This window comes from Pseudoclavibacter sp. AY1F1 (assembly GCF_002931075.1).
Taxonomy (GTDB): domain Bacteria; phylum Actinomycetota; class Actinomycetes; order Actinomycetales; family Microbacteriaceae; genus Pseudoclavibacter.
The window spans coordinates 156,942-171,320 of record NZ_PSTQ01000001.1; the positions used below are offsets into that span (position 1 = coordinate 156,942).

Here is a 14,379-nt window from a genome sequence, read left to right on the forward strand (position 1 = left end):
GCAAGCGGCGTAGCATCCACCCTCGTGGAAACAGTCTCCCGCCCCTGGCCCGCCCTCTGGGCACTTGTCCTCGGCTTCTTCATGATCCTGGTCGACTCAACGATCGTCTCCATCGCGAATCCCTCGATCCTGCGCGACCTGCAGACCGATATCACCGCGGTCATCTGGGTGACAAGCGCCTACTTGCTCAGCTACGCCGTGCCGTTGCTCATCACCGGGCGGCTCGGCGACCGCTTCGGTCCGAAGCGCATCTATCTCATCGGCCTCGTCGTCTTCACGCTCGCCTCACTGTGGTGCGGGTTCTCCGGAGATATCGGGATGCTCATCGCGGCTCGGGCCGTCCAGGGCCTCGGGGCGGCGCTCATGACGCCGCAGACGATGTCGGTCATCACACGCATCTTCCCTCCAGACAAGCGCGGCGCCGCGATGGGCCTCTGGGGTGCTGTCGCCGGCGTCGCCACGCTGGTGGGACCCATCCTCGGCGGTTTCCTGGTGGATGGGCTCGGCTGGGAGTGGATCTTTTTCGTCAACGTGCCGGTCGGCGTCGTGGCCTTCGTGCTGGCCTGGCGCCTCGTCCCCGACCTCGAGACGAAGGCGCACTCGTTCGATTGGCTCGGGGTCGTGCTCAGCGCGCTTGGCCTCTTCCTGCTCGTGTTCGGCATTCAAGAAGGCGAGACCTTCGACTGGGGTCAGATCGTCGGCCCGATCTCGGTGTGGGGCCTCATCGTGTCCGGCGCGGTTGTACTTATCGGATTCGTGATCTGGCAGCGCTTCAACCGCAAGGAGCCGCTCCTGCCGCTCGGCCTCTTCCGCGACCGCAACTTCACCGTCGCAAACCTGGGCATCTCCGTGCTCGGTCTCGCCATCGTGTCCATGCCGCTGCCGATCGCGTTCTACTTCCAGACGGCGCGCGCCCTCGAACCGACCCAGGCGGCGCTCATGCTCGTGCCCATGGCAGTCGTCTCCGGAGCCATGGCGCCGTTTGTCGGTCGTCTGACCGACCGGACAGAGCCGCGCTGGATCGCTTTCGCCGGCTTCGTGATCGTCGCCGCCTCGCTCGCATGGATGTCGCTGCTCATGACGGCGGACCGCCCCCTCTGGCAGCTGCTGCTTCCTCCCGCGTTCCTGGGGCTCGGGCTCTCCGGCCTCTGGGCGCCGCTCGCGACGAGCGCAACGAGGAACCTGCCGCCCGCACTGGCGGGAGCTGGGTCTGGCGTCTACAACATGACGCGGCAGGTCGGCTCGGTCCTCGGTTCGGCCGCGATCGCCGCGCTCATCAGCTCACGGCTTACCGCAGAGCTGCCAGGGATGCCCGCTGAGTCGGCTGAGCAGAGCACGGGAACACTGCCCGCTGCCGTCGCCGAGGGATTCTCGACCGCGATGGGGCAATCGCTTGTCCTCCCGATCGCCGCCTTCCTCGTGGGCGCGGTGGTGGTGCTGTTCTTCGAGAAGCCACGTGCCCAAAGCCCGGCGCGGAACGACGGGGCTGCATAGACGAACCGGTCGCCGCGAAACGCGGCGACCGGTTTCGTCGGTCGAAAGGTGGCGACGCTAGGGAACAAACGGTCCGAAGACAGGGGTCCACTCGTAGACGTCGGTCTGGCGGATGACGCCGACAACGGCGAACGGGTCTGCCGGGATCAGCTCACGCAGCGAGGCTTCGTCGTCGCTCTCCCAGAGGAGCAGCGCGCCGGCGTGAGGGGCAGCCCAGGGGCCGGAGGCCTTCAGAATGCCCGCATCCTTCTGCTCGCCAAGCCAAGCCCTGTGGGCTGGACGGTGCTCGTCGCGGGTCGCGTCTGAATCGTCTTCGTAGTGGTAGATCGTGGCGAAGATAGGCAAGGAGGCTCCTAATTCCGGTCGGTGCTGGTCGGGTCGGTTGGCTCGTCGGCGGGTCGCTGGAAGCTGATCTCTTCCCACTCGGTGACCGTCGGCGCCTCGAACTCGTCGTCGCTCGCAGCAGCTTCGGCCGTCGCGATGAGGCGGGTGTCGTCTTCGTCCGCCGAGAGCAGCGGCGCCGCAGTCTCGTGGGCGTCGATGCTCGCCTCTGTGTCGAAGGCGGAGTCCGCGACCGACTCCGCGAGCAGCGCGTCCTCGGTCAGCGTCGCTTCGTCGGCCTCGGACAGATCGTCGCCGCTCTTCTCGAGCACGACGGGGGCGCTGCCTGGGCGCAGTTCGTTGCCGTCTTCCACGAGGCTCGAGTCGGTGCCGTTCTCCGGCATGCGGCCAGGAACCTCGTAATGCACGTAGAGGGCGTCTTCCTCGGCGGGGCTGAGGTTCTGGTCGACCTCGGTGCTCGGCGCACTCGTGACCTGTGACTTGGCGTACGGCACGAGGATGCGCTTCTCGTCGAGCTCTGCGAGATCGAGCGGGATGAAGAACTCCTTGGTGCCGAAGAAGCCCGTCTTCACGGTGATCCAGTTCGGGTCGCGAGTCTGGTCGTCGAGGTACACCTGACCGACGCGTCCGATGCGCTCATCGCCGGGACCGAACACCGTCGCCTGGAAGATGCGGGTGAGCTTCGCCTCGTGCGCCTTCAGTGCGGCAGCGGCTCCGCTCTCGCCGGCAACCAGGGTGTCGTCAGCCGCGAGCGAGTCTGCGGCTTCGTCGTCGGCCTGCGGAGGCTCGATGGGGTCGTCAGCGAGGCCTTCGGCCGCGTCTGCCGTCGCAGGGTCCCGCTCAGGGGCCTCAGCGGCGTCGATGCGCGTCGTGTCGTCGTCGCGCGGCTCGAAATCAGGGTCGAACTTGTTGTTCGTGTCGTCGGCAGCCATGCTGTGCTCCTCGGTCAACGTGGATGTGGCGGGCCGCCCGCGCCTGCTTGCACGCGAACGACCTGCACAAGACTAGCGATCGCGGCGGTGCGCTGGCCGAATCGTCGCTAGGAGACCGGCCCGGGCGGGGCGGTGTCGCCTCTCGCGGGCGGGCCGGCAGGAGGCGTCGGGACGATTGGCCCCGGCGGCACGGGGCGTGCATCCGCCCGTCTCGCTGCGCGGCTCGCAGCGCGCTTGAGGCTCAGACGGACGATGAGCCAGGCCGCCGCCCCAAACACGGCGAGGAGCACAAGACCTGGGAGTGCGAAGCCGAAGGCGGTCCAGAACGCCGCGAACCCGCGGAACAGAGCCGCCATTCCGTCTTGCAGCCCCGCCAGGAATCCCGCGGGCTCGTCACCGGGGGACGGGGCGTCGCTCGAGATCGAGATGGAGACGGTCGAGTACGCGATGCTCTCCTCAAGGACCTCGAGTTGCGCGCGCAGGCTCTGCAGCTCGCTGGTGCGCTCGGTGAGCGTCGTCTCGATCGCGAGGAGGTCGTCGACCTCCGTGGCTGAGGAGAGCATCCCGCGCAGCGAGGTGACGGAAGCCTCGAGGGTCGCGACGCGCGATGCCAAGTCGGTCTTCTGCAGCGTCACGTCGACGGCTGTCGTCTCGACCGAGACGACCTCGCCGACTTCTCGCAGCTCCGTGATGAAGGTGTCGTAGTCCGCCGCAGGAACGCGGGCGGTGAGCTGCGCGGAGATGGAGTCGCCCCCGGTCTCCGACCGCGCATCGATGCGCCCGTCACGGGCCTCGACAAGAGCCTCGACCTTCTCGCGTGCGCCTGGCACGTCTCCCGTCTGGATCCCGACGTAGCCCGTCGTGACGACGTCCCGGTTCTCCTGGGAAGCGTCCGACATGGCCTCCGGCCCGGCGTATTCCTGCGCGAGGCCCTGCGGAGCGCCGGCGGATTCGGAGGCGGACGTGCCCGAGCTCGCGCATCCGGCGAGCAGCAGTGCGCTCAGGGCGATGGCGGTCGCGGCGCCAAGCCGCCGGTATGAGGTGCGCATAGGAGTCATGCAAGCACCTGACACGACGCCGCGTGCTCCGAGTTCCCCCAGAGATCTGTCGGCCACCTGCGTCCGGCTGGCTCCGTCGGCGCTCCGCGTGCAGAAAAAGTCGGGCCTTCAGAAGAAGAGGTCTGGGTCCTTGCCGGTCCGTTCGCCCGATTCGAGCGCGGCGATCGTTGCCAGGTCGTCCCCGTCGAGCGCGAAGTCGAACACCTCGAGGTTCGAGGCGAGGCGATCGTGGTGGACGGACTTCGGGATGACAACGTTGCCGAGGTCGAGCTGCCACCTCAGGACAACCTGGGCCACGGTCTTGCCGTGCTTGGCGGCGACCGCGACAAGCGTCGGCTCTTCGAGCAGCGTTCCCCTGGCAAGCGGGGACCAGGCTTCGGTGAGGATGCCGTGCGCGCGGTTGTACTCGCGGGTCGCGGACTGCGGCAGGCGCGGGTGCAGTTCGATCTGGTTGACGGCCGGGACCGTGGCGGTCTCTCGTGCCAGGCGGTCGAGGTGGTGTCCCTTGAAGTTCGAGACGCCGATCGAGCGGGCGCGCCCCTCAGTGCGGAGCCGTTCGAGCGCCCGCCACGTGTCGACGTAGCGGTCCTGCGCGGGGGCCGGCCAGTGGATGAGGTAGAGGTCGACGTAGTCGAGACCGAGCTTGTCGAGGCTCTCGTCGAACGATGCGAGCGTGTCGTCGAAGCCGTGCCGGTCGTGCCAGACCTTCGTCGCCACGAAGAGGTCCTCGCGGTGCGCGCCGCTCTCGCGGATTCCGCGTCCCACACCGACCTCGTTGTCGTAGAAGGCAGCGGTATCGATGTGGCGGTAGCCGAGGCCGATGGCGTCGACCACGACGTTCGTCGCCTCGAGGTCGGGAACCTTGTAGACGCCAAGCCCGAGCTGCGGGATCTTGACGCCGTCGTTCATCGTCAGGCTGGGGGAGAGCGGCGAGGGCATTGAGGCCTTTCGAGTGGTGGAGGGTGCGTGGGCAGCCGTGCGATCAGGACGGCGAGGTCAGGATGGCGCGTTCAGGATGGCGCGTTCAGGATGTTCATGGGCTCGGTGTCTGGGCGAGGCGCGATGTCGGTGCCACGGAGGTCAGGGATGCTGCCGCGCCAGATGAGCGCCACGGACGCGCCGAGGAGTGCAAACGCGGCACTGACCAGGAAACCGCCGAGGGAGCCCGCGACGTCGTTCGCGATGCCGGCGAGTGCGGAACCCGCGGCCGCGCCGATGAGCTGGCCCGTTGCCATCCACCCGTACGACTCCGCGCTCTCGCTGAAACGAACACTCGAGGAGACTGCGGAGAAGCTGCCGGAGAAGACCGGTGCGATGCCGAGTCCGCTCACGAAGAACGCCGCGCCGAGCCAGATCGGGTTCGCGGAGACGAGTGCGAGGCCGATGCCGAGGAACACGATCCCCATCCGGCGAGCCAGGGAGATCGGGGCGAGTGGGAGGTGCCCGAAGGCGAGTCCGCCAACGAGCGAGCCCACTGCGAACACGGCGAGGAGGATTCCGGTCTCGGCCCGCTCGTGTCCGAACTCGGCGACGACGGCTGCCTCGATAGCCGAGCACGCGCCGACGAGCAGCGCGCCGACGGCCGACATGAGCACCACGACCGGGTTGCGGAGTACCGCGCCCGCCCTCCTGCGCGATTTCGGGATGCGCACCTTGCCCACCTCTGGGGCCGCGACGAACCAGAGGCCGCCGAGCAGCAGGATTCCCGCCGCCACGAGGATGCCGGCGGCGGGGGAGATCGCGAATGCGACCGCCGTGGTCGCCACCGGGCCGATGACCCAGATGACCTCCTGGAGCGATGCGTCGAGCGAGAACAGCCTGGACAACTGCGCGGCGTTGACGACCTTCGGGTAGATGGTTCGCACGGCAGGGGAGACAGGAGGGATGGTCAGCCCGGCGAGTACGGCCAGGATCGAGGCCTGCCAGAGCACGGGGGGCCAGAGGGCGAGCGCCGTGAGAGACAGTGCGCAGGCGACCATCGTGACGATGAGGACGGGACGCATGCCCCAGACCGTCATGAGGCGACCGGCGACGGGCCCGGAGATCGCCTGGCCGATGCTCAGGGCCGCGAGGACAACGCCGGCCGAGGTGAAGTTGCTGTAGGTGTCCTCGACGTGCATGAGGATGGCCAGCGAGAGCATGCCAGCGGGGAACCTGGCCACGAGCTGCGAGAGCAGGAGTCGTGCCAGGCCGGGGGTTCTGAGTACAGTCGCATAGTTCGTCACAGCGCCGACAATCGTACGCCCAGGACACCGAATGTCGGTGGTTGGGGACAGACTGTGGACAACCACCGAAAACCGGTGGAGAAACGCCGGAAACTAGGGCATTTTCTGTGGAGGACTTGTGGAGAACTACACGGTTGTAACACCGCATCTAGTGGTGATAGCCTCATCGAGCACAAGATGTAGTGGCCGCAGGAAACTGCGACACAACGGGGGTTCATCCACCTGGCACCGCGGAATCCTGCTCGAGCAGCACCGCGGAAGACCGGGCGAGACGCTTTCAACACACTGCACGAATAGCACTCCCCAAGCACTTAGGAACCAGGAGAAAACCCATGGCAATCGCCGTCTACAGCAAGCCGTCATGCGTGCAGTGCACCGCCACCTACCGTGCCCTCGACAAGCAGGGTCTCGAGTACGAGATCTTCGACGTCTCCGCCGACGAAAAGGCGCTCCAGACCGTCAAGGAGCTCGGCTACATGCAGGCTCCCGTTGTCATCGCCGGTGACGAGCACTGGTCGGGCTTCCGCCCGGACAAGATCAGCCAGCTCGCTGCTCTCGCCACGGCCTAGCCGTTCTCGCCACGGCTCAGGCCGTCGCCACCTGCTGCTCTCGCCGCTGCTGAAGAAGGGACTGCACCCATGACCGGGCTCATCTACTTCTCGAGCGTCTCCGAGAACACGCGCCGCTTCGTCGAGAAGCTCGATCGGCCAGCGAGCCGCATTCCGCTCTTCCCGAGCGAACCCCAGCTTGTCGCGGACGAGCCCTACGTGCTCATCGTCCCCACCTACGGTGGGGGAGATGGGCGCGGGGCCGTCCCCAAGCAGGTCATCAGATTCCTCAACGAACCTCGCAACCGCGAGCTCATCCGCGGCGTCATCGCCGGCGGCAATACGAACTTCGGCAAGGGCTACGGCCTCGCGGCCGACATCATCTCAACGAAGTGCGGCGTACCCACGCTGTATCGCTTCGAACTCTTCGGCACGCCAGACGACGTGGCCGCAGTGAACTCTGGATTGGACAGGTTTTGGCAGCATCAACCGCTCTCGACGACGCAGGTGTCATCACGATGAACGCACCAACGGCGGCTAACACGCTCGATTACCACTCGCTCAACGCGATGCTGAACCTGTACGACGAGAACGGCCAGATCCAGTTCGACAAGGATCGCGAAGCCGCTCACCAGTACTTCATCCAGCACGTCAACCAGAACACTGTCTTCTTCCACGACCTGGAAGAGCGCCTCGAGTACCTCGTCGAGAACGAGTACTACGAGCCCGAGACGCTCGCGATGTACTCGCACTCGTTCATCGAAGGCCTCCGCAACCGCCTCTACGCGAAGAAGTTCCGATTCCCGACGTTCCTCGGCGCGTTCAAGTTCTACACGTCGTACGCCCTCAAGACGTTCGACGGCAAGCGCTACCTCGAGCGCTTCGAGGACCGCGTGCTCATGGTCGCGCTCGGCCTCGCACAGGGTGAAGAGGCGCTCGCGACCTCGCTCGCCGACGAAATGATCGCCGGACGCTTCCAGCCCGCGACCCCGACGTTCCTCAACACGGGCAAGAAGCAGCGCGGCGAGCTCGTCTCCTGCTTCCTCCTCCGCATCGAGGACAACATGGAGTCGATCGGCCGCTCCATCAACTCCGCACTGCAGCTCTCCAAGCGCGGTGGCGGTGTCGCCTTCAACCTCTCGAACATCCGCGAGTCCGGCGCTCCCATCAAGCAGATCCAGAACCAGTCCTCTGGAATCATCCCGATCATGAAGCTGCTCGAGGACTCCTTCTCCTACGCGAACCAGCTCGGTGCGCGCCAGGGTGCCGGTGCCGTGTACCTCAACGTGCACCACCCCGACATCATGCGCTTCCTCGACACCAAGCGCGAGAACGCCGACGAGAAGATCCGCATCAAGACGCTCTCGCTCGGCGTCGTCGTCCCAGACATCACGTTCGAGCTCGCGAAGCGCGGCGAGGACATGTACCTCTTCTCCCCGTACGACGTTGAGCGTGTGTACGGCAAGCCGTTCGGCGACATCTCCGTCACGGAGAAGTACTACGAGATGGTTGACGACGCACGCATCCAGAAGACGAAGATCAGCGCGCGCCAGTTGTTCCAGACCCTCGCCGAGATCCAGTTCGAGTCCGGCTACCCGTACATCATGTACGAAGACACGGTGAACCGTGCGAACCCCATCGAGGGCCGCATCAACATGTCGAACCTCTGCTCGGAGATCCTCCAGGTCAACTCGCCGACGACCTACACCGACGACCTCGGCTACGAGACCATCGGCAACGACATCTCCTGCAACCTCGGCTCGATGAACATCGCCGCCGCCATGGATTCGCGTGACCTCGCGACAGCCGTCGAGACCGCCATCCGCGGCCTCACCGCCGTGAGCGACATGAGCCACATCGCGTCGGTGCCCTCCATCGCGAAGGGCAACGACGAGTCGCACGCCATCGGCCTCGGCCAGATGAACCTGCACGGCTTCCTGGGACGCGAGCGCATCTTCTACGGTTCGGAAGCGGCTCTCGACTTCACGAACACCTACTTCTACACGGTCGTGTTCCACGCGATCCGCGCCTCGAACCTCATCGCGACCGAGCGTGGCCGCTCCTTCGCGGGCTTCGAGCGCTCCACCTACGCGACCGGCGAGTTCTTCGACAAGTACATCGACGCCGAGTGGGCACCCAAGACGGAGCGCGTCCGCGAGCTCTTCGCGGACATGCACATCCCGACCCAGGCTGACTGGGCGGAACTGCGTGAACTCGTGCAGAAGCACGGCATGTACAACCGCAACCTGCAGGCCGTGCCGCCGACTGGTTCAATCAGCTACATCAACCACTCGACGTCGTCGATCCACCCGATCGCCTCGAAGATCGAGATCCGCAAGGAAGGCAAGCTCGGTCGCGTCTACTACCCGGCGCCGTACCTCTCGAACGACAACCTCGAGTACTTCGAGGATGCCTACGAGATCGGCTACGAGAAGATCATCGACACGTACGCCGAGGCGACGCAGCACGTCGACCAGGGCCTGTCGCTGACGCTCTTCTTCAAGGACACGGCCACCACCCGCGACATCAACCGCGCGCAGATCTACGCGTGGAAGAAGGGCATCAAGACGATCTACTACATCCGTCTTCGCCAGCTCGCGCTCGAGGGTACCGAGGTCGACGGCTGCGTCAGCTGCATGCTCTAGGGCCTGACCGCCTCCGGGCCGCCGCCCGAACATTCCCGCACGAACGCGACAGAAATGAACTCCACGCACATGAACCCGCAGGCTGAGACGAGCCACCTCCTCCAAAAAGTCGAGGCCATCAACTGGAACCGCATCCCGGATGAGAAAGATGTCGAGGTCTGGAACCGACTCGTCAACAACTTCTGGCTGCCGGAGAAGGTGCCGCTGTCGAACGACGTGCAGTCGTGGAACACGCTCACGCCGGCCGAGCAGACGCTCACCATGCGCGTCTTCACGGGCCTCACACTGCTCGACACGATCCAGGGAACCGTTGGCGCGGTCAGCCTCATCCCTGACTCGCTGACGCCGCACGAGGAAGCCGTCTACACCAACATCGCGTTCATGGAGTCGGTGCACGCGAAGAGCTACTCGTCGATCTTCTCGACGCTTGCGAACACCCCGCAGATCGATGACGCGTTCCGCTGGTCGACGGAGAACGAGAACCTGCAGCGCAAGGCGCAGATCGTCATGAACTACTACCACGGCAACGACCCGCTCAAGCGGAAGATCGCGTCAACGCTCCTGGAGTCGTTCCTGTTCTACTCGGGCTTCTACCTGCCCATGTACTGGTCGAGCCACGCGAAGCTCACCAACACGGCCGACCTCATCCGCCTCATCATCCGCGATGAGGCAGTGCACGGCTACTACATCGGATACAAGTTCCAGAAAGGCCTCGAGCTCGTCGACGAGGCCAAGCGTCAGGAGCTGAAGGACTACACGTTCGAGCTGCTCTTCGAACTGTACGAGAACGAGGTGCAGTACACGCACGACCTCTACGACGAAGTCGGCCTGGCCGAGGACGTCAAGAAGTTCCTGCACTACAACGCCAACAAGGCGCTCATGAACCTCGGCTACGAGCCCATGTTCCCCTCCAGCGTCACCGACGTGAACCCGGCGATCCTGTCGGCCCTCTCGCCGAACGCAGACGAGAACCACGACTTCTTCTCCGGGTCGGGCTCCTCCTACGTCATCGGCAAGGCCGTCAACACGGAAGACGAGGACTGGGACTTCTAAACCCGCGACTTCGACAGCGTCCCTCGAGGCGGCACCAACCAGATTCCTGGTCGGTGCCGCCTCGAGGCGGTTCGGGACGAGTCGTCGAAGCAGCGACCAACTCCTGCCGCGATTCAGATGCCGCGCGCTACGCTCTCGTCAGCGGCACCCCGCCGTGAACGGCGAGCACGGATCCCGAACACGATCGAAGGAGACCCCCATGGGACACGACAAGAACGAAGAACTGCGCGACGAGCACGAGCAGCAGGACGAGCACCGTCAGGAGCACCGCGACGAGGCGTTCGAAGCCGGCAACGGTGCCGTCGACGACGAGGGTTCGCAGGACCGTCGACGCCAGGATGGCGTCAGCGACCTCGCCTGATCGCCGAGTCCGGCGCGTCCCCGGCCCTCGGCTCGGGGTGCGCCGGACCACCAGCCCAACGAAACACACAGCACCTCCAGGAACGCAGGAGAACTCATGGTTGACAACGCGGTCACCACGCCTGACGACGGGCGCGACGAGACTCCGAACGAGCGCTACGACCGGAACTGGAACGAGCTCATGCAGGAGTTCCGCGTGCTGCAGACGGGCACGCAGATCATGGCCGGGTTCCTGTTGACGCTGCCGTTCCAGCAGCGGTTCACGGAGCTCGGGCCGTTCGACCACGTGCTCTACCTGTGCCTCGTCATTCTCGCTGTTGTCATCACGCTCTTGGCGCTCGCCCCGGTCATGCTGCATCGCCTCCTCTTCCAGGAGCGCGCAAAGGCGCAGCTTGTGCACGCGGCGAGCGTCATCCTCATCGTGTGTCTTGTCGCAGCCTCACTGCTCTTCGTGGGGATCGTGCTGTTCGTCTTCGATTTCGTGGTGTCACCGACGGCAGGCCTGTGGGCCGGGGGAGCGGTCGCCGTGGTCGCGGTGCTGCTCTGGGCATTCGGTCCCAAAGTTCTCAGAGCCGCGCGCGACCGCGCCGCGAAGAACGCCTGAACGCCTGAACGCGGGATGCTCCCCTGGCCCGCGAACGAGGCATGAGAGCATCCTTGGTTTCGCATCGATCAGGACTTGACGGCACCTCCAAGCGCACCGGCCGCGATATACCGCTGTGCCACGATCAAGAGCACGATCGCCGGCAACGAAGAGATGACTGCGGTCGCGAGCACCGGAGCCCAGCTTTGCACGTTGCCCTCCAGGTAGTCGTAGATCCCCAGCGTGATGGGCTTGACCGTCTCGGACGACGTCAGCGTCAAGGCGAAGATGAAGTCACTCCACGCGAATAGGAAACTGAAGAGGCCCGCCGTGATGATCGAGTTCCTGCTGACAGGGATGACGATCGACCAGAAAGCTCGGAAGTGTCCGGCGCCATCAACTCTGGCGGCCTCGACGAGCTCAGGCGGTATCGAGCGCATGAAGGCCGTCATGATGAGAATCGCGAACGGTATCGCATGCGTCGCATCGGCCAGGATGAGACCAGGGATCGAGTTCAGAAGCCCGAGGTCGTTGAACATCGTGTACAGCGAGTTCGCGATGACGATGCCCGGGATCATCTGTGCGACCAGAAGAACGAACTGGAACACACCGACGCCAGGCATCTGGAACTTCGCCAGCGCGTAGGCAGCCGGGGTCGAGATGGCGAGTGAGAGGACGACGGTGCCGAGCGCCACGATGATGCTCGTCACGAGGTTGCCCGTCTGCTGTTCGAGCGCCTTCTCGTAGCCGGAGAAGTCAGGGGAGACAGGGAAGAACGTGCTGCTGGAAGCCATGCCACCGCCCTGAAGCGAGACGTTGAACATCCAGTACACGGGGAAAAGCATGAAGGCCAGGATCACGATCCCGAGGATCGTCATCGGCAGCGAGCGCGCCTGCGATTTGCGTTTCATGATCTGCCTTACTCGTCGACCTGCTTGCGGTTGGCGCGGAGATAGAACATCGCGAAAACCAGGGAGAACAGGATGAGGATGTTGCTGACGGCGGCGCCGGTACCGAACGTGAACTCCCGGAACGAGCGGAAGTAGGAATCGGTCGCCAGCGTTTGGGTCGCGTTCGCCGGGCCGCCGCCCGTGAGTCCGAGGATGATGTCGAGCACTTTCAGCGTGTAGATCACGCCGAGCACGAGCACGACGGTGACCACGGGGCGCAGCGACGGCCACGTGATGTGCCAGAAGGCCTTCCAGCCCGTCGCACCGTCAAGCGCGGCAGCTTCGTAGAGGTCCTCTGGGATGTTCTGAAGCCCGCTGTACAGCAGCGAGACGTTGAACGGGATGCCGAGCCAGATGTTCACGAGGACAACCGCCACCAGTGCGACGTCCGGGCTCGTCAGCCAGGGCACCGGAGCGATGCCGAAAGTGCCGAGGAGCTGGTTGAGGACACCGCTGTCCTGATCCAGAATCCATTTCCAGACCGATGTGGATGCGATGACCGGGAGCAGCCAAGGCAGCAGCAGCAACGACCGCATGATGTTGCTCAATGGGAACTTGTTGTTGAAGAACAGCGCGAACAGCAGGCCGATCACGAACTGCCCGATGATCGAGCCGACCGTGAAGAGGACCGTGTTCAGGAGGGTGGTGCCGAACAGATTGCTGCCGAGCACTTCCGCGTAGTTCTCGAATCCGACCCACGGAGCTTCGCCGGTGAAGAACGTCCGCGTCGAGTAGTCCTGGAAGCTCATGATGAGGTTCTTGACGACCGGGTACCCGAAGAAGGCGACCACGTAGAGGATCGCGGGGGCGAGGAACATCCACTGCGTCACGCGTTCTGCCGTGAAGCGTCGAGCTCTCGGGGGCGCGGAGGCGCGCGCGACCTTCGTCGTGCGCGCCTCGTCGAGTTGAGTCATGCGGAGCTGCTCCCTTGCAGTATCTGGTGGTCTCGAGTGTTAGCTCGACGCCTGCTCGAGCGCCTCGGCGGGGCTCGCCTGTCCGGTCAGCGCGATCTGCACGGCGGTGTAGATGCTCGTGGCTGCGGCTGGCCACTCCTCGCCGAGGAGGGCCGTGCGTGCCCGCGCGTTCTGCACGGTCTCTACGAACGAGTTGATGAGGGGGTTGTCGGCGGCTGCGGTCTCAGCGGCTGCAGTGCTGGAGGGGACTGCACCTCGGCCTGTTGCCATCGTGATCTGGTGCTCGTCTTCGGTCACGCAGGCGACAAATTCACCTGCGGCCGCCATCTTGGCGGGATCTCCGGTCTGCGGCACGGTGAATGCTTCGCCGCCAAGCGGCGCGATCGTCGTGTCACCTGCGGTCGGCACGGGGATCTCTATGCTCTCGAAGTTGAGGCCCTCGGCTGCGGTCAGCTTCGGCATGTTCCACGGCCCGTTGATCATCATCGCTGCGTTGCCGGCGATGAACTGGTCGTTGACGTCGTTCTGCGACCAGCCGACGACACTCGAAGAGGCTGATCCATCTGCCACGAGGCCGTTCACGAACTCGAGCGCCTCGACTGCCTCAGGTGAGGTCAGATCGTCCTCGCTGCCGCCGTTGCTCCAGAGGAAGGGCAGGAACTGCCAGGTGCCTTCGAAGCTGTTGGCGGCGCTGAAGGCGATACCGTAGCGACTGCCATCCGTGAGCGCGCTCGCCGCGGCCTTGAGTTCGTCCCAGGTCTGCGGTGGCTCCACGCCGGCCTCTGCGAGCAGGTCTGCGTTGTAGAAGAGCCCGATCGAGTTGACGACTGGCGCGATCCCGTAGAGGTCACCCTCGTAGGTGCCGGCGTCCAGGATTCCTTGTGGGTAGCCCTCGCCCGTGATCCCGTAGTCGCCGAGCGGGGACAGGGCACCCGACGAGGCGATCTGCTGAACATCCGGGTTGTCGAGCATGAGGATGTCGGGCAGGGTTCTCGAAGATGCCTGCTGCAGGACCTTGGCGATGAGGCCTGATCCTGCGACGTGACTCGCCTCAACGGTGACGCCCACCTGCTCTGCGCAGACCTCGTAGACCTCTTCGTAGATGGGGGCGCTCGTCTCGGAGAGCGTGTCGGTGATCGTGAGCGTGATCGGCCCGTTCGACTCGGCGCTCCCGCCGCCGCCGGTGCAGCCGGTCAGCACCAGTAGGGCCGTGCTGGCCAATGCTCCAGTGGCAATGAGTTGTGTTCGCTTCACGGAAAGCTCCTTTGCTTCGTT

The 14,379-nt window shown here is 65.0% G+C and carries 15 protein-coding genes; 7 read left to right on the top strand and 8 right to left on the bottom strand.

Annotated features, from left to right (window positions below):
- Positions 1-24 precede the first annotated feature (24 nt).
- A complete protein-coding gene (locus tag C5B85_RS00780) occupies positions 25-1,494 on the top strand; it encodes a DHA2 family efflux MFS transporter permease subunit (RefSeq protein WP_104284169.1) in 1,470 nt (489 codons plus the stop codon).
- Between the two features lie 57 nt (positions 1,495-1,551).
- Here the strand turns inward: C5B85_RS00780 and C5B85_RS00785 are convergent, their stop codons facing one another.
- From C5B85_RS00785 to C5B85_RS00805, 5 genes are all read right to left on the bottom strand, one after another.
- Positions 1,552-1,839 (bottom strand): YciI family protein, encoded by a 288-nt coding sequence (locus C5B85_RS00785; RefSeq protein ID WP_068478750.1) that lies wholly within the window; start codon positions 1,837-1,839, stop codon positions 1,552-1,554.
- Between the two features lie 8 nt (positions 1,840-1,847).
- Positions 1,848-2,768, bottom strand: a complete 921-nt coding sequence (locus C5B85_RS00790; protein ID WP_104284170.1) for a PRC-barrel domain-containing protein — start codon at positions 2,766-2,768, stop codon at positions 1,848-1,850.
- Positions 2,769-2,875: 107 nt separating this feature from the next.
- Positions 2,876-3,817, bottom strand: a complete 942-nt coding sequence (locus tag C5B85_RS00795; RefSeq protein ID WP_181064214.1) for a DUF4349 domain-containing protein — start codon at positions 3,815-3,817, stop codon at positions 2,876-2,878.
- A gap of 117 nt (positions 3,818-3,934) precedes the next feature.
- Positions 3,935-4,765 (bottom strand): aldo/keto reductase, encoded by an 831-nt coding sequence (locus C5B85_RS00800; RefSeq protein ID WP_104284172.1) that lies wholly within the window; start codon positions 4,763-4,765, stop codon positions 3,935-3,937.
- Positions 4,766-4,836: 71 nt separating this feature from the next.
- On the bottom strand, positions 4,837-6,051 hold the full coding sequence (locus C5B85_RS00805) for an MFS transporter (RefSeq protein WP_104284173.1): 1,215 nt from the start codon (positions 6,049-6,051) through the stop codon (positions 4,837-4,839).
- A gap of 332 nt (positions 6,052-6,383) precedes the next feature.
- Here C5B85_RS00805 and nrdH point away from each other — a divergent pair, with 332 nt between their 5' ends.
- The 6 genes from nrdH to C5B85_RS00830 all read left to right on the top strand — a co-directional run bounded on the left by nrdH (position 6,384) and on the right by C5B85_RS00830 (position 11,261).
- Positions 6,384-6,620: a glutaredoxin-like protein NrdH gene (gene nrdH, locus C5B85_RS00810; RefSeq protein ID WP_104284174.1), complete on the top strand. Its 237-nt coding sequence runs from the start codon at positions 6,384-6,386 to the stop codon at positions 6,618-6,620.
- Positions 6,621-6,689: 69 nt separating this feature from the next.
- A complete protein-coding gene (gene nrdI, locus C5B85_RS00815; RefSeq protein ID WP_104284175.1) occupies positions 6,690-7,121 on the top strand; it encodes a class Ib ribonucleoside-diphosphate reductase assembly flavoprotein NrdI in 432 nt (143 codons plus the stop codon).
- Positions 7,118-9,244 (top strand): class 1b ribonucleoside-diphosphate reductase subunit alpha, encoded by a 2,127-nt coding sequence (gene nrdE, locus C5B85_RS00820; RefSeq protein WP_104284750.1) that lies wholly within the window; start codon positions 7,118-7,120, stop codon positions 9,242-9,244. The genes nrdI and nrdE overlap by 4 nt, the downstream gene beginning before the upstream one ends.
- Before the next feature lie 69 nt (positions 9,245-9,313).
- The gene (gene nrdF / locus C5B85_RS00825) at positions 9,314-10,297 is read left to right on the top strand and encodes a class 1b ribonucleoside-diphosphate reductase subunit beta (protein ID WP_068478728.1); all 984 of its coding nucleotides are present in this window, start codon (positions 9,314-9,316) and stop codon (positions 10,295-10,297) included.
- 199 nt (positions 10,298-10,496) lie between these two features.
- Positions 10,497-10,658, top strand: coding sequence for a hypothetical protein (locus tag C5B85_RS19060; protein WP_181064215.1), 162 nt, complete (start codon positions 10,497-10,499; stop codon positions 10,656-10,658).
- Between the two features lie 96 nt (positions 10,659-10,754).
- A complete protein-coding gene (locus C5B85_RS00830; RefSeq protein WP_104284176.1) occupies positions 10,755-11,261 on the top strand; it encodes a DUF6328 family protein in 507 nt (168 codons plus the stop codon).
- A gap of 68 nt (positions 11,262-11,329) precedes the next feature.
- Here the strand turns inward: C5B85_RS00830 and C5B85_RS00835 are convergent, their stop codons facing one another.
- From C5B85_RS00835 to C5B85_RS00845, 3 genes are read right to left on the bottom strand one after another with little or no spacing between them, the layout of a single operon-like run.
- Positions 11,330-12,151 carry a carbohydrate ABC transporter permease gene (locus C5B85_RS00835; RefSeq protein WP_104284177.1) on the bottom strand — a complete coding sequence of 274 codons (822 nt, stop codon included), beginning with the start codon at positions 12,149-12,151 and terminating at the stop codon, positions 11,330-11,332.
- Positions 12,152-12,159: 8 nt separating this feature from the next.
- Positions 12,160-13,104 carry a carbohydrate ABC transporter permease gene (locus C5B85_RS00840; RefSeq protein WP_104284178.1) on the bottom strand — a complete coding sequence of 315 codons (945 nt, stop codon included), beginning with the start codon at positions 13,102-13,104 and terminating at the stop codon, positions 12,160-12,162.
- Positions 13,105-13,143: 39 nt separating this feature from the next.
- Positions 13,144-14,358: a sugar ABC transporter substrate-binding protein gene (locus tag C5B85_RS00845; protein ID WP_258070530.1), complete on the bottom strand. Its 1,215-nt coding sequence runs from the start codon at positions 14,356-14,358 to the stop codon at positions 13,144-13,146.
- Between the last annotated feature and the right edge of the window lie 21 nt (positions 14,359-14,379).